The organism is Streptomyces sp. GQFP, from assembly GCF_021545335.1.
Classification (GTDB): Bacteria; Actinomycetota; Actinomycetes; order Streptomycetales; family Streptomycetaceae; genus Streptomyces.
The window spans coordinates 5,847,402-5,862,612 of the sequence record NZ_CP089312.1; the positions used below are offsets into that span (position 1 = coordinate 5,847,402).

Below are 15,211 nucleotides of genomic sequence, written 5' to 3' on the forward strand. Positions count from 1 at the left end.
AGCGCCCCCGTGAGGGCATGTTTTGCACCATCTTAGGTGGAGACACCCCGTTTCGGACCCGAGTTCGCAACCTGTGCCCCGGCCAGGAAGAATCGGGGTGCGTGCCGCCAAGGCGGTGGCGGTGGTGAGACGCTGCACGGGGTCGCGTACATATGTAGGTGACGCGGCTCGTACGGGGAGGTGGCAGGCAAGTGGTGGATCAGCTGACGCAGCACGATCCGCGGCGGATCGGGCCGTTCGAGGTGCTGGGACGGCTGGGTGCCGGCGGCATGGGGCTGGTCTATCTCGCGCGCTCGGCCTCCGGGCGGCGCGTGGCGATCAAGACGGTCCGTACGGAACTGGCCGAGGACCAGCTGTTCCGGGTCCGCTTCACGCGTGAGGTGGAGGCGGCGCGGGCCGTCTCCGGCTTCTACACGGCCGCCGTCGTCGACGCCGATCCGCGGGCCGCCGTGCCCTGGCTGGCCACCGCGTACGTCCCCGCGCCCTCCCTCGAGGAGATAGTGAACGAGTGCGGGCCGATGCCGGCCCAGGCGGTGCGCTGGCTCGCGGCGGGGGTCGCGGAGGCGCTGCAGTCCATCCACGGCGCCGGGCTCGTCCACCGGGACCTCAAGCCGTCCAACGTGCTGGTGGTGGAGGACGGCCCCCGGGTCATCGACTTCGGTATCGCCTCCGGTGTGTCGAACACGCGTTTGACGATGACGAACGTCGCCGTCGGTACGCCCGCTTACATGTCCCCCGAGCAGGCGAAGGACTCGCGGAGCGTGACCGGCGCGAGCGACGTGTTCTCGCTCGGCTCGATGCTGGTCTTCGCGGCCACCGGCCACGCCCCCTTCCATGGCGCCAACCCGGTCGAGACGGTCTTCATGCTGCTCCGGGAGGGCCCGGACCTCGAAGGCCTGCCGGACGAACTGCGGCCCCTCATCGAGTCCTGTATGCAGATGGAGGCCACGGGCCGCCCCAACCCGGCCGACCTCCAGGCCCAGCTGGCCCCCCACCTCTACGGCTCCGGCTCCGACGACAGCGGTACGGCGTCCGCGTGGCTGCCCGAGCGGGCGGTGACCCTCATCGAGACGCGCCGCGGCGGACGCCCGGCCGCGAAGCCGCAGGCGTCCGGTGGCCGCAGCGGCGGCAGGCCGGCGATCCCGCCGCCGCCGTCCCACGACCCGCCGCCCTTCGATCCCCGCCCCGGCCCGGGCCTCGTACCCGGCCCGATGCCGGCCCCCGTACCCACCGGAGCGCCGGACACCGGCCCCGTACGCCTCGCAGGCGCCCCCGTGCCCATCGGCCCCGGTCCGCGCGTCTCCGACGTGCGCGCCGCCGCCGTACAGGCGCCACCGCCGGAGGCAGGTCTGGTCGCCTCCTGGTCGCGCCCGCGTCCCGGGGTCAACGGCGCCGACCCGAACCCCGTGCCGGCCGCGCCGCCGCTGCCCCCGGAGTCCCCGGCGGGCTGGCGCCCCTGGCGGTTCCGTATGTCGAACGACGTCTGGGGCACCCCGGCCGTCGCGGGCGACCTGGTCTACGTCACCTCCTTCGAGGTGCACGCCCTGGACGTGATGACGGGCCGCCGGCGCTTCAAGACGCGGGACGTCGCCTGGTCGATGGCGGTCGCGGACGGCCGTATCCACGCCTCCGACGGCCCGACCCTGTTCGCTCTCGACGCCCGCGAGGGCATGGACCTGTGGCGGTTGTCCACGGACGCCTGGGTGTACTCCCTCAAGGCCGACCGAGGCACGGTCGTCACCGGTACGCGCGGTGGCGGCGTCCAGGGCTGGGACGCGGCGACCGGCCAGAAGCTGTGGGAGCACACCGGCGCCCAGACGGACTTCGAGTCCCCGGAGGCCGGACCCCAGGTCCACGAGGGCACGGTGTTCGTGTGGATGGAAGGCCGGCTGCGCGCCCTGGAGGCCCGTACGGGTGACGAGCGCTGGTCCTACCCGATCGGCGACGCCACCTCCTGCGGGGGAGTCCCGGTACGGCTGGCCGCGGGCCCCGACGGCCAGGTGTACGTCTCCGCGGGCACCCGGGTCCTGGCGATCGACGTCTCCGGTGGCCATGTCCGCTGGCACTTCGAGGCCCCGGCGGTGTTCCTCTCCCCGCCGACCTTCGCCCCGGGCCCGGCGGTCACGGGCGGCGGCGTGTACCTCGCCGACTACCTCGGCACGGTGTACGCCCTCGACGCGACGGACGGGCGGGACAGGTGGCGGATCGCGACGGAGTCGCGGGCGTCGATCGAGCCGGTGCTGGTGGCGGCGGGCCATGTCCACGTGGGCAGCGGAAAGGGCCTGTACACGCTGGACGCGGTCACCGGCACCCCCAAGTGGCGCTTCCAGGCGGGCGGGGACATCGTCGGCGCGCCGGCGGTCGCGGAGGGCCGTATCCACTTCGGCTCGACGGACCATCTCCTGTACACCCTGAAGGCGGACGACGGCCGGTTGAGGTGGAAGCTGGCGACCGGCGGTGAGATCACCGGGGCGCCGGTGGTGAAGGACGGCGTGGTGTACGCGTGCAGCAAGGACCGGTGCGTGTACGCCCTGGACGCGGAGAAGGGCACGGGGACGGCGCGGACGGGCTGACTTTCCTCGCCCCCGCCGCCCCTACCCATACCCATCCCTGGGGGCTGCGCCCCCAGCCCCCCTTTCGGCCTGAACGGCCTCGTCCTCAAACGCCGGACGGGCTGGTTTGTCAGCCCGTCCGGCGTTTGAGGACAAGGGGGTTCGGGGGCGGAGCCCCCGAGGATGGGACGCTGAAACCACGGTGAAACCGAGCTGAATGCGCCCTGCCGCAATCTCCTCGGCATGACCTCGACGACATCGCACTCACCCGCCATCGCGGCCCAGGGGCTGCGCAAGGCCTACGGGGACAAGACCGTCCTCGACGGCATCGACCTGTCGGTGCCCGCCGGTACCGTCTTCTCCCTGCTCGGCCCGAACGGCGCAGGCAAGACCACCGCCGTCAAGATCCTCTCCACCCTTATCACCGCCGACGCAGGCGACCTGCACGTCGGCGGCCACGACCTCGCCACCCACCCCCACGCGGTCCGCGCCGCGATCGGCGTCACCGGCCAGTTCTCCGCCGTCGACGGCCTGATCACCGGCGAGGAGAACATGCTCCTCATGGCCGACCTCCACCACCTGCCCAAGCAGGAAGGGCGGAAGGCCGCCGCCGAGCTGCTGGAGCGGTTCGATCTGACGGAAGCCGCGACCAAGCCCGCCTCCACCTACTCCGGCGGCATGAAACGCCGCCTCGACCTCGCCATGACCCTCGTCGGCAACCCCCGGATCATCTTCCTCGACGAACCCACCACCGGCCTCGACCCCCGCTCCCGCCACAACATGTGGCAGATCATCCGCGGGCTCGTCGCCGACGGCGTCACCGTCTTCCTCACCACCCAGTACCTCGAAGAAGCCGACGAACTCGCCGACCGCATCGCGGTGTTGAACGACGGCAAGATCGCCGCCGAGGGCACCGCCGAGGAGCTGAAGCGGCTCATCCCCGGCGGCCACGTCCGCCTCCGCTTCACCGACCCCGACGCCTACCGCTCGGCCGCAGCCGCCCTGCGCGAAGTCACCCGGGACGACGAGGCACTCGCCCTCCAGATCCCCAGCGACGGCAGCCAGCGCGAACTGCGCTCCATCCTCGACTGGCTCGACACCGCCGGGGTCGAGGCGGACGAACTGACCGTGCACACCCCGGACCTGGACGACGTGTTCTTCGCCCTGACCGGTCCCACCAGCACCCCCGCCCACTCCAACAAGGAGGACGTCCGATGAGTAGTGCCCTCGCCCTCGCCGTGCGCGACTCGAACACGATGCTGCGCCGCAACCTGCTGCACGCCCTCCGCTACCCGTCGATGACCCTGAACCTGCTGCTCACGCCGATCATGCTGCTCCTGCTCTTCGTCTACGTCTTCGGCGACGTGATGAGCGCGGGCATCGGCGGCAGCGGCGCCGACCGCTCCGACTACATCGCCTACATCGTCCCGGGCCTGCTGATGATGACCATCGGCTCCACCGTGATCGGGGCCGCGATCGCCGTCTCCATGGACATGACCCAGGGCCTCATCGCCCGCTTCCGCACGATGGCCATCTACCGGGGCTCCCTGCTCGTCGGGCACGTCGTGGGCAGCGTGCTGCAGATCATGGCCAGCCTGGTCCTGGTCAGTGCCGTCGCCGTGGCCATGGGGTTCCGCTCCACGGACGCGACGGCCCTGGAGTGGCTGGCGGCGCTCGGACTGCTCGCCCTGTTCTCCCTCGCCCTCACCTGGATCGCGGTCGGCATGGGCATGGCCAGCCCGAACCCCGAGGCGGCCAGCAACATGGCGATGCCGCTGATCCTGCTCCCGCTCATCTCCAGCGCCTTCATCCCGGCCGACACCATGCCGGGCTGGTTCCAGCCGATCGCCGAGTACCAGCCCTTCACGCCCGCCATCGAGACCCTGCGCGGTCTGCTCCTCGGCACCGAGATCGGCAACAACGGCTGGCTCGCGATCGCCTGGTGCGTCGGCCTGTCCGTCCTCGGCTACCGCTGGTCGACGGCACAGTTCAACCGCGACCCGAAGTAACCGTCATGACAGCGCGGGCAGCCTCCCGCAACCCGTCCCGCCCCAGGGCGGCGTACTCCGACACCGCGTCGGCGTACGCCGCCCCGTCGGCGTTCTCGGCCGCCCGCCGGGCCCGGTCCGCCGACATCGTCGGCTGGTAGTCGCGCAGCACCCCAAGGCGTTCGGCCAGCGCGATCATCCGTACGGCGGCGGGGTCGCCGTACGCCAGATCCGCCATGCCGAGGGCGTGCAACACCGTTCCGTACAGGGGCAGTTCCATGGGCGCGGGGGACGGGCCGGAGAGCAGTGTCCGCAAGCCCTGTCGCAGCCGGTGGACCAGTTCCGCGACGGGTTCGAGCCGGCCGACGTGCGCGTGCGCCGTCACCGCCGCCGACTGGATCTGCAGCACCCACCGGTCGAGGAAGGGATCGCCGTCGTACATCGGACCGGCCTCCGCCATCCCCTCCACGGCACTGCGCCACAGGCCGAGCCCGACCTCCGTCAGCCCACGGGAGAGCGCGATCTCGGCGCGCCCGCCGAGGCCGGGACTGTGCAAGTCGTCCTGCTGCGAGGGCTGGTGACCCTCCGTCAGCCGCAGCCAGTACTCGGCCTCGTCGGGGTCGCCGCGCTGCAGACAGGCGAGGACGAGGCCGCTGCGGACGCCGATGGAGTCCTGCTCGTCGCCGAGCCGAGGCAGTACGTCGAGTGCCGCCTTGAGATGCTCGTACGCGGCCTCGCCCTGCTCCGTCTTCAGGCACAGCTCGCCCAGCCGGGCATGGCCCAGGACCTGCAGGAACGGATTGTCGGCCGGTGCCAGCGCGGCGATGATCCGGCGGGCCGAGGCGAGCGCGCGGTCGATGTCGTGCTCCGACTCCCAGACGTACGTGGCGACGCACTCGGCGATGCCGGCCAGCAGCGGCTGCTCGCTGGCGCAGAGTCTGCGCAGCACGTCGTAGTCCGGAGGCCGCATGTCGGGGACCGCGCCCAGCACGATCGCGATGGCGCGCACCAGGGTGTCCGGCGGGGCCGGGGGCAGCCGCCGGAGGGTGACGAGGTGGCGTTCGGCGCGTGGGCCGTAGCCCATGAACAGGCTCGCCGTGCACAACACGGCTGCGGCGCGGGCGACTTCGACGTACTCGGGCTCGGGGCGGTAGTGCGACAGCGGCGGGCCGGTGTCCGCGGCGAGGGCGGTGAGGCGGGGGTAGTTGGAGCCGGTGGACCACAGGGCAGCGAGGACCGCGGTGAGGGCGGCGATGGCGGCGCCGTCCGTACGGGCCAGGGCGTGCCGCAGGGCCGCCACGAGGTTGTCCTGCTCGGCCCTGACCCGCTCCCATGCGGTCAGGGGCCCCGAGCCGAAGAACCAGTCGTGGTACGTGACCCCGAAGTCCCGCGCCCAGACGAGGAATTGGCCGACGGCGGTCGCGTCCTCGCCCGCCTCCGCGCGCCGGGCCGCGCTGAACTCCCGTACGGTCTCCAGCATGCGGAAGCGCACACCGGCCGGGGTCTCGGCGACGGTGAGCAGCGACTGACCGGCCAGTTGCTCCAGCAGCGGCAGTGCGTCGTCGCCGAGGACGTGCTCGGCCGCCTCGCCGGAGAAGCCGCCGGGAAAGACGGACAGGGTGCGAAGCGCCGCCCTGGCCTCCTCGTCGAGGAGGTTCCAGCTCCAGTCCACGACCGCGTGCAGGGTGCGGTGGCGCTCCGGCGCGTCCCTGGCCCCGCCCCTCAACAGCGCGAACCGGTCGCCGAGGCGGCGGGCTATCTCCGGCACCGACAGCACCCGTACGCGCGCGGCGGCCAGTTCCACGGCGAGCGGCAGCCCGTCGAGGTGCCGGCAGAGCCCGGCCACCGCGTCCGGCGGCAGCTCCACACCGGGCCGGGCGGCCCGCGCCCGCTGGGTGAACAGCTCGACGGAGGTGGCGAGTTGGAGTTCGGGCAGTGCGTACACGGCCTCGGACGTCAGCCCGAGGGGCGCGCGGCTGGTGACGAGCACGCGCAGCTCCCGGGAGGACGAGACCAGGGCGTGTACGAGGCTCGCGGCACCGGCGACGACCTGCTCGCAGTTGTCGAGGACGAGCAGGGCGGGCCCGGGGCCGAGCACGCCGAGGATGCCGGGCACCGGGTCGTGGCCGCCCATGGCACCGGGCCGCTTCTCGCCCGCGCCGAGCGCGGAGGCCACTTCCGCGCCTACTTCCTCGTCGATGGAGACACCGGCGAGTGCCACGAAGTGGACGACCCGGTGCTCGGCCCGGCGGCTGACGGCGTGCGCGAGCCGGGTCTTGCCGAGGCCACCGGGCCCGGCGACGGTGACGGCACGCGAGTCGCGCAGCAGCCGCTCCACCTCGGCGATGTCGTCGTCCCGCCCGAGCAGCGGATTGGGTTCGTGCGGCACCCCGTGCCGGACCACGGGCGCCTCGCCGTTCAGCAACTCCCGCTGTACGGACTTGAGTTGGGCTCCCGGATCCGTACCGAGCGTGTCGCGCAGCTCGCGCCGGTACGCCTCGTACCGGGTCAGCGCGGCGGACGGCCCGGCCGTCGCGGCCTCGCCGCGCAGCAACTCGGCGAGCACCTCCTCGTCGTGCGGATGCCCGGTGGCTACGGCGGCCAGCGGCCCGGCGGCCTCCGAGTGCCGCCCGAGCCGGCCGAGCGCGAGGGCCCGGGCGCGGACGAGGGCGCGGTGGACGGGGGCGCGCTCGGCGCGCAGGGCGGCCACGGGGTCGTCGTCCCCGCCATCGGGATCGGGGGTGCCCTCCCAGAGCGCGAGCCCGGCCTCGGCGGCGGCCAGCGACCCGGCGTGATCCCCGGCCCGGGCCCGGTCAGCACTGGCGGCGGCGTGCAGGAGCAGGGCGGAACTGTCGACCTGATCCTCGGGGAGGGCGAGCCGGTATCCGGTCGGCGTGCTGGCGAGGAGGTCGGCGCCGAGCTGGGCCCGCGCCCGGGACACGAGCACCTGGAGCGCCTTGCCGGGCCGCTCCGGCAACTCGTCCGGCCACAGCCCCGCGACCAGCCGCTCGGTGCTGCAGCCGGTGCGCGGGTCGCCCGCGAGGAGGGCGAGCAGGGCGCGCAGCCGAGGTGCGGTGACCTCCTGCCCGCGATGGGCGACGCGCGGGAGGAGGGTCAGGGCGATGGTCATCCCTGCAGATTAGCCAAGGGGGTGGGTGCGGGGACTCCTGCTGAGGGCCGAACTCCCGTTGCGGGGGCGGCAGTCGCGTTCCGTGCGGCCCGGCTCGTCGGCCCGCGTTGCATGCGGCCCGAACCGGGCCGAACCGGGCCGAACCGGGCCGGCCCGGCCCGGCCCGGTTCGGTTCGTCGGCCTGCGTTCCGTGCGGCCCGGCCCGGTTCGTCGTCGCCTTCTTCCCCCTGCTGGGCGCCGCCCTCGCCCGAGTCCGTGGCCCCGCCGGGAACAGGCGGTCCGGTCGACGCGGTTGCACCGACCGAGGGGCCGGCGCCGCAGGGGCGGGGCGCGGAGACCGTAAGGTCGTCCGCCCCACCCGGATCCGGCCCCCGGGATCGCGGTACGCCCGCCGCGCTCCTCGCACCGCGACGGACGTACTTCTGCAGGAGGACTGTTTTCATGACTGACCGGCCCTTGACGCTCATGGCAGTGCACGCCCACCCCGACGACGAGGCCACCGGAACCGGAGGGGTCCTCGCGCGGTACGCGGCGGAAGGCATCCGCACGGTTCTCGTGACGTGTACCGACGGCGGTTGCGGCGACGGACCGGGCGGCGTCAAGCCGGGTGACCCCGGGCACGATCCGGCGGCGATCGCCTTGATGCGCCAGCAAGAACTCGAGGCGAGCTGTGACGTCCTGAAGATCAGCGATCTGGAGCTGCTGGGCTATGCCGACTCCGGGATGGTGGGCTGGCCGAGCAACGACGCCCCCGGATCCTTCTGGCAGACGCCCGTGGAGGAAGGCGCGGCCCGACTCGCGGAACTCATGCGGCACTACCGACCCGATGTGGTCGTCACCTACGACGAGAACGGCTTCTACGGCCACCCCGACCACATCCAGGCCCACCGCATCACGATGGCGGCGCTGGAGATGACCGCACTGGAGAAGACCCCGCTGACGCCGAAGGTGTACTGGACGACGATGCCCCGCTCGCTGATGCAGCGGTTCGGCGAGGTCATGCGCGAGTTCGACGAGGACATGCCGGAGCCGGACCCCGCCGAGGCCGCCGCGATGGCCGAGATCGGCCTTCCCGACGACGAGATCACCACGTGGGTGGACACCGTCGCGTTCAGCGGTCAGAAGTTCGACGCGCTGGCCGTGCACGCCAGCCAGGGCGAGAACATCTTCTTCCTCAGGATGGGCAAGGAGAGGTTCGGCGAGTTGATGGGCGTGGAGACCTTCGTACGTGTCCAGGACGCCACCGGTACGGCGATACCCGAGAACGATCTCTTCGCCGGACTGCGCTGATCGGCCGGACAGGCCCTGGGCGCGCTGATGTGCGGCTACGCGTGTCCGTTGAACATGCCGACCAGGCTGTGGGGGGCGTTGTCGCCGTAGAGCACCTCGTGGATTCGGACGCCTTCGGTGGCGGCTTCGGCGCTGCGGGGGAACATGGCCTGCTCGTACTCGGCGAGGGCGGTCTCGATGTCGTCGGGGTGGGCGGCGATGAGCCTGCCGAGTTCGGCGCCGTCGTACATGGCCATGTTGGCGCCCTCGCCGGCCGGGATCGAGACGTGGGCGGCGTCGCCGAGCAGAGTCACACCCGGCACCCGGTCCCAGCGGTGTCCGACGGGCAGGACGTTGAGGGGGCGCCAGACCGGCGCGGTCTCGCCGTCGGTGATCAGCGCGGTGAGCTCCGGCGCCCAGTCGTCGAACTCCTGTGCGATCCGAGTCCGCGCGGCGGCGGGGTCGGTGAAGTCGATCCCGGCGAACCACTCCTGCGGCCTGGAGAGCATCGCGTACGCGTGGATGGTCCCGCCGCGCTCGCGGTGAGCCCCGATCCCCTGCCCCGGCACGGGTGCGAACAGCGATCCGCTGCCGACCGCCTTCGCGCCGGCGGGGTGCCGGGTGTCGGCGTCGAACAGGTAGGTCTCGACGTACGACATCCCGAGGTACGAGGGTGCCGCGTCGGAGAGCAGCGGCCGGACCCGGGACCAGGCGCCGTCCGCGCCGACGAGCAGGCCGGTGTCGAGGGTGGTCCCGTCGGCGAAGGTCACCTCGTGGCGGCCGTCGGACAGGGTCTGGGCACCGCTGACCTTGTGCCCCCACCGGACGGTGCCGGCCGGGAGCGAGTCGAGCAGCAGTTGCCGCAGCTCGCCGCGCTGCACCTCGGGGCGGCCACCCGTACCGTCGTCGGCGTCCTCGAACAGGACGGTTCCGTCCCGGCCGAGGATCCGTGAGGCCTGACGGCCCTCCAGGATGAGCCCGCGGAACCCGTCGAACAGCCCGGCGGCCTTGAGGGCGAGCTGCCCGTCGTGCTCGTGGATGTCGAGCAGCCCGCCTTGGGTGCGGGCGGTCGGGGATGCCTCGGCCTCGTAGACGGTGGCCGGTATGCCGTTGACGTGGAGGACCCGGGCGAGGGTCAGGCCGCCGAGTCCGGCGCCGATGATCGTGGCGTGGGGGGTGGGGGTGGGGGTGGGGATGTGGGTGGGGGTCGTGGTGGTCATGGTGACTCCTGGTGGCGGGGTGGGCGCGGAATCCATGGAACGGCGTTCCATGGATTGACACCAGCCTGGAACGCCGTTCCAGAGATGTCAAGCTGGAACGCCGTTCCAGGGGGTATGTCAGGATGAACGCATGGCTGAAAGCGGAGCACGTCGTTCGGAGCGACGAAGGGAGCCGCTCTCCCGGGAGCGCATCGTCGAGGCGGCGATCGAGCTTCTCGACGCGGAGGGCGAGGGTGGACTGACGTTCCGCGCACTGGCCCGGCGGCTTTCCACGGGGCCGGGTGCGATCTACTGGCACGTCACGGGCAGGGACGAGTTGCTGGGGGCCGCCACCGACGCGGTCGTCACCGACACCATGACCGCCGTCGTCACCGCCGGCGCGACCCCGCAGGAGGCGGTACGTGCCCTCGCGCTCGGCGTGTTCGACGCGATCGACGCCCACCCGTGGATCGGCACGCAACTCGCCCGCGCCCCCGCGCAGACACCGCTGCTGCGGGTCTTCGAGCACCTCGGACGCCAGGTCGAGGCGCTCGGGGTGCCCCACGCGGCCCAGTTCACGGCCGCGTCCACGCTGCTGAACTACGTCCTCGGCGTGGGCGGCCAGAACGCGGCCAACGCCCGCGACCACCAGCCGGGCACGACCCGCGAGGAGTTCCTGGCGGGGGTCTCGGCGGCCTGGGCGAACCTGGACTCCGAGGAGTACGCGTTCACCCGGAACGTCGCGGAGCAGCTACGCGATCACGACGACCGGGAGGAGTTCGTGGCGGGGATCGATCTGATCCTGGCGGGGATCACTGCGCGGTCGTGAACTTGGTCTAGGCGGTGGGGGCTCGTCGGCACCCCGTGTGATGCGGTTCCGCTCATCGGAGCCGAGAAGTGACGGGAATGGCGTTAGCGTGGGCACGTGCCGGAACGCGCCTCGACGAGTGGAAGGGGCGGCCGATGACCATGCCGTACGCGGACGGGGACGGCCCGCTCATCCCCCGGCCCGAGCTGACGCTGCCCGACCTGCGGCAGGCGGTGGCCACCGTCGCTCCGTCCCGGCTGCCCGAGTTCTTCGAGGACCTGCAGAAGGCATTCGTGCGCGCGGGCGACGAGGACAGCGTCGTACCGATCCGTATGTTCTACCGGCAGTGGGGTGTCGTCGTGGAGATCGAGAGACACCCGGAGATGGCGCGCAGGCTGCACGCCGCCGAGCAGGCGATCAGCAGCGCTGACCCTGACGTACGGGAGCGGGCGATCCAGGAGGCCGGCGAGATCGTGCAGGCGGCTCACCGTGAGGTCGCCGGTAGCTGACTGGCACTGGGAGCTGTTCCAGGGCGACTTGCTGGACGGCCTCCCGGAGGCGGCACGAGCCGAGACGGATCGGCTGGCCAACGAGGTTGCCGTACGCGAGTCCATGGTCTTTCTGGAGGGGGCGGCCTACACCGGTCCGGGGCCCGGCGTGCGGACCGAGAGCAGGGGCTGCTCATGCTCACGTACCTGACGGATATCCGTGGTTAGCGGATCGTGGTCGTACAGGTGGGCTGGTTCGGCTGACTCTTTGGCAACGCCCTTCCCGCCATCGGCCTCGTGAACTTCCGCCAGGCTGTGTGTGCCGGGGGGAAAAAGAGTCAGGTGGGGCGGGCCCGGCTGGCGGGGCCGGAGTCCAGGCGTTTCAGCCAGGTGTCGAGGTGAGGACAGGTGGCGCGCAAGGCGTCCAGGCCGAGGAGCTCGATCGCGTCCGGGCCGTCCACGACCTTGCGATAGGCGGGGTGGGCCCTCAGGATCCGCTTCGACGGCGCCGTGTCGGGACCGTTGTTGACCAGTTCGGGGCCGCCCGCCGCAGTGACATGGGACAGCAGTACGTCGGCCACCCTGGGCGACTCGATCAGCTCGGCAAGCTCGTTCGCGGCGGCGAGTACCCAGGCCTCCGTCTCATGGAGGGCGAGGAACGGCAGGAATCGCGGGTCATCGACGATTCGTGCCATCGCCTCCTCGACATGACTGACACGGGCGTACGCGTCACCGGCCGGGGCGTCGGAGAGCCCGGGTGTGTCGGAGGGCAGCCCGTACAGGTCGAGCATCGTGGTCACCGTGTCGACGGCCGAATTCCGCAGCAGCGCCCGGATGTCGTGCTCGATCCTGGGCCACCTGCTCACCCCGCCTTTGTCGTGCGGCCGGCCCGCGGCCCGCCGGGTCTTGAGCACGACCGGCGTGACCCAGACATCCCGCTCGAACAGTTCCGGCTGGAGGACCTGCTGCACCAGGCGCTCCTCCGTCGCGCCTTCCACCAGCACGTGAACCTGACGCATTCGCCCCGACCTCACCGTTCCCGCTCGGGCCGGGGACGACCACCCAGCAGGTTCTTCAGCCACAGATCACCGAGCGAGTAGCTGTCGAGCCAGGCCGCCAGTGCCTCGGGGTCGGGCCGATGCAGTCGCGTCGAACCGTCCACGCGCTCGGCGACGACGAGTTCGTCGAGCCCGAACTGGTCGACCAGGGTGACGGACTGGGTGGCGGCGAGAATCTGGCTGTGGGTGGAGGCCGACCGGAACAGCTCGGCCAGAACGGTGATCGCGAAGGGGTGCAGGCCCAGCTCGGGTTCGTCGAGCACGAGCAGTGCCGGCGGTTGTGGCTGGAGCAGGAGCACGGCCAGACAGATGAAGCGCAGGGTGCCGTCGGACAGCGCGTCGGCGGGAAAGACCGTGTCGGACCCGACCTGCCTCCACCGGAGTGGCACCCGTGCGGCCGCGTCCTCGGTGAGGAGGAAGTCGCGGAAGAAGGGTGCGACAGACCGGACCGTGCGCACGATCTGCTGGTACTCCGCCGGATGCTCCTCGCCCATGCGTCGCAGGAACGCGGCGAGGTTGCGTGCGTCCGGGTGCAGGACCTCCGTGTCGGAGGCGTAGCCCGGCTGCTTCACCGGGGCACCCGGGGTCGTGTCATGGAAGTGATAGACGCGGCAGCCCCGCAGTATCTCGAGCGTGTGACGGGCCACGCCGCCGGCTCCGACCGGTCCGTCTTCCGCGACCTCGGCGAGTTTCGACTCGCGGTGGCCCCGGCCGATCTCCTGCTTCAGCGGCTGCTCATCGCGCGCCTTGTCGTGGAACTCCACCGCCTCCCGGCCGAAGACCAGTTCTCCCCGGTGCGAGGGAACCAGCGTGGCCTTGTAGGTGTTCACGGCATCGCTGTTGTCGGCCTCCACGCGCAGCCCGATCCCTGCGGATCCCTTGGCCACGTCGTGCAGCAGGGCCACGGCTCCGCCACGCAGCCCGACCTCCAAGCCCAGCTCGCCATCGGCGATGCGTCCGAGCAGTTCGACGGCCTCGATGAAGTTGGTTTTGCCCGCGCCGTTGGGGCCGACGAGCACGGTGACCGGGCTCAGGGCCAGCTCGACCTGGTCGATCGACTTGTAGCCGCTGACGGTGATGCGTCGAACCCTGCGTGACATGGGCATCAATGTATCGACCTATCGGGGTCGGACACTGACGATGCTGCCGACATCCGGAACGCTCTCGCCGACCAAGCCCGAAGTCTCGCCGGTCGCCGCTGAACCCTCCAAGTGGCTCTCCCGGCGTGGTGAACCGCTGACTCCTGAAGGGTTTCTCGGGGAAGTCGCTGATCTCATCGATGAGTTGAGCGGTCGTCCAACCGCCGGGGAACGTTGCTGGGAGGCTGTTCGGCGGGTATCAGCTCAGTCCGACCGAACATCATCGCGCCGCAACGAGTTCCCGGTGTCCGTCGAATTCGCCGGTGAGACCTATTCCTCGGTGCTCCACGGGTACTGGTCCCTGTCTGCGGCCGATGCCTCCGATCGAAGGCGGACAGCGGATGCCCCCACGGCCCGGGAAGCGCATGACCTGGGAGGACGGGCGCCGAGGCGGGCGGATTGGTCCCGTGTGCGGCTCGCCGTCATGACCGGCCTGCTCAGGGCGAAGTCCACCCAGCACGCCGAACTCGCCGAGATCCTCGTCTCCACCGGCGACGCCACCATCAGCTACACCGGCTCGTCGGACTCCCCCTTCTGGCGAGACGCCTCGGACCATCGCGGACGGAACTGGATGGGCCGACCGCTGGAGTTGACCCGGTCCGAACTCGTCGCGCAGCGGTCGCCCGCCGGGTGACACCCGCGAGACCGCCCGCGCTTGTGGCGCCCCGTCCGCTCAGCCGACCGGGGGCGGATCGACCTCGCCGCCGACGCCGGAGCGGCCCGCGGGCACGCCGACGACGTACACGGTCACCTGCTGTCGGACGGATTCGCCGAAGACCTCGACCACGGCATCTGTGACAGACGCGATCAGCCGCGAGGGAGCGTTGTCGATCCCCGGCAGGTTCAACGCCGCTTCACGCAGGTTCAGCGAGACGATCGGTGCGTTCACCGTGGCGGGTACGCCGCCGATGCCCCAGCGGTCGCGCGGGATGCCGAACAGTTCGACGACCGCCATGGGGCGTGCTCGCTCCCCGTACACCTTGACCAGCGCCTCCGTGAGGGCGAGGACGAGTTTCGGCTCGACCTTTCCGTCGAGTTCCTCTTCGTGGATCCGTACCTCGAAGTGCGGCATCACAGCTCCGTTCGTATGGCTCGCTACCAGGACAGGCCGGGACGGACCCGAGCCGGGAGTCGACGAGGCGATCAGAGCGTTGCTGCTGCTCATGCCTCGCACGGTCGGGCGCGCGAAGCGGATCCGGGTGCCCGAGGAACTCCAGTCGCTCGCGCTCGCGCCCCGACCACCGTCAGCCTCATGGTCGGTGAGCTGAGCCGGAAGGGCGTCCTGGAGCGGCGGGAAGACGCATCGGACCGGCGTCGGCGCATCGTTAATATCACCGACGGCAAACGGCTGTCCACCGACAGCTGGCTTGCACGGGCAGCGCGTGCCCAGAACGGCCGCGACCGCCGACCGCGGACTCCAGGCCGTCGGCGGCATGACCACGGCCTACGGCACCGCCGGCACCTGGACAAGCGCCGGAAGGGCAGACTCCATTGCCCTTCCGGCTTTTTATTGCCCCCGTGTTCGCGGAAAAGAGAAAAGGGGCCTGATATTGGATGGGCTCGGATTTCGTTGACTTCTT

General features: G+C 71.4%; 12 protein-coding genes. 7 read left to right on the plus strand and 5 right to left on the minus strand.

Going from position 1 to position 15,211, the window contains the following annotated elements; translation table 11 throughout:
* The first annotated feature begins 191 nt into the window (after positions 1 to 191).
* The 3 genes from LUX31_RS26190 to LUX31_RS26200 all read left to right on the plus strand — a co-directional run bounded on the left by LUX31_RS26190 (position 192) and on the right by LUX31_RS26200 (position 4,561).
* Positions 192 to 2,573: an outer membrane protein assembly factor BamB family protein gene (locus LUX31_RS26190; protein WP_235477585.1), complete on the plus strand. Its 2,382-nt coding sequence runs from the start codon at positions 192 to 194 to the stop codon at positions 2,571 to 2,573.
* A gap of 222 nt (positions 2,574 to 2,795) precedes the next feature.
* Positions 2,796 to 3,770 carry an ATP-binding cassette domain-containing protein gene (locus LUX31_RS26195; RefSeq protein WP_235477587.1) on the plus strand — a complete coding sequence of 325 codons (975 nt, stop codon included), beginning with the start codon at positions 2,796 to 2,798 and terminating at the stop codon, positions 3,768 to 3,770.
* On the plus strand, positions 3,767 to 4,561 hold the full coding sequence (locus tag LUX31_RS26200) for an ABC transporter permease (RefSeq protein WP_235477588.1): 795 nt from the start codon (positions 3,767 to 3,769) through the stop codon (positions 4,559 to 4,561). The genes LUX31_RS26195 and LUX31_RS26200 overlap by 4 nt, the downstream gene beginning before the upstream one ends.
* On the opposite strand, the gene LUX31_RS26205 is transcribed toward LUX31_RS26200, so the two are convergent.
* Positions 4,542 to 7,670, minus strand: coding sequence for an ATP-binding protein (locus LUX31_RS26205; RefSeq protein WP_235477589.1), 3,129 nt, complete (start codon positions 7,668 to 7,670; stop codon positions 4,542 to 4,544). The two genes, LUX31_RS26200 and LUX31_RS26205, sit on opposite strands and share 20 nt — an antisense overlap.
* Positions 7,671 to 8,111: 441 nt before the next feature.
* On the opposite strand from LUX31_RS26205, the gene LUX31_RS26210 reads away from it, so the two are divergent.
* Positions 8,112 to 8,960 carry a PIG-L family deacetylase gene (locus LUX31_RS26210; protein ID WP_235477592.1) on the plus strand — a complete coding sequence of 283 codons (849 nt, stop codon included), beginning with the start codon at positions 8,112 to 8,114 and terminating at the stop codon, positions 8,958 to 8,960.
* Between the two features lie 35 nt (positions 8,961 to 8,995).
* Here the strand turns inward: LUX31_RS26210 and LUX31_RS26215 are convergent, their stop codons facing one another.
* Complete coding sequence (locus LUX31_RS26215; protein WP_235477593.1) at positions 8,996 to 10,159, minus strand: FAD-dependent oxidoreductase; 1,164 nt, start codon at positions 10,157 to 10,159, stop codon at positions 8,996 to 8,998.
* 130 nt (positions 10,160 to 10,289) lie between these two features.
* On the opposite strand from LUX31_RS26215, the gene LUX31_RS26220 reads away from it, so the two are divergent.
* Both LUX31_RS26220 and LUX31_RS26225 read left to right on the plus strand, forming a co-directional pair.
* A complete protein-coding gene (locus LUX31_RS26220; protein WP_235477594.1) occupies positions 10,290 to 10,967 on the plus strand; it encodes a TetR/AcrR family transcriptional regulator in 678 nt (225 codons plus the stop codon).
* A gap of 134 nt (positions 10,968 to 11,101) precedes the next feature.
* Positions 11,102 to 11,455 carry a hypothetical protein gene (locus tag LUX31_RS26225; RefSeq protein ID WP_235477595.1) on the plus strand — a complete coding sequence of 118 codons (354 nt, stop codon included), beginning with the start codon at positions 11,102 to 11,104 and terminating at the stop codon, positions 11,453 to 11,455.
* Between the two features lie 317 nt (positions 11,456 to 11,772).
* Here LUX31_RS26225 and LUX31_RS26230 read toward each other — a convergent pair whose 3' ends face one another.
* Positions 11,773 to 12,453 (minus strand): DUF4276 family protein, encoded by a 681-nt coding sequence (locus LUX31_RS26230; protein WP_235477596.1) that lies wholly within the window; start codon positions 12,451 to 12,453, stop codon positions 11,773 to 11,775.
* Positions 12,454 to 12,464: 11 nt separating this feature from the next.
* Positions 12,465 to 13,592: an AAA family ATPase gene (locus LUX31_RS26235; RefSeq protein ID WP_235477597.1), complete on the minus strand. Its 1,128-nt coding sequence runs from the start codon at positions 13,590 to 13,592 to the stop codon at positions 12,465 to 12,467.
* A gap of 40 nt (positions 13,593 to 13,632) precedes the next feature.
* Here LUX31_RS26235 and LUX31_RS26240 point away from each other — a divergent pair, with 40 nt between their 5' ends.
* Complete coding sequence (locus tag LUX31_RS26240) at positions 13,633 to 14,265, plus strand: NADAR family protein (RefSeq protein WP_235480055.1); 633 nt, start codon at positions 13,633 to 13,635, stop codon at positions 14,263 to 14,265.
* Positions 14,266 to 14,304: 39 nt separating this feature from the next.
* Here LUX31_RS26240 and LUX31_RS26245 read toward each other — a convergent pair whose 3' ends face one another.
* Positions 14,305 to 14,796, minus strand: a complete 492-nt coding sequence (locus tag LUX31_RS26245; protein WP_235477598.1) for a tautomerase family protein — start codon at positions 14,794 to 14,796, stop codon at positions 14,305 to 14,307.
* Positions 14,797 to 15,211 lie beyond the last annotated feature (415 nt).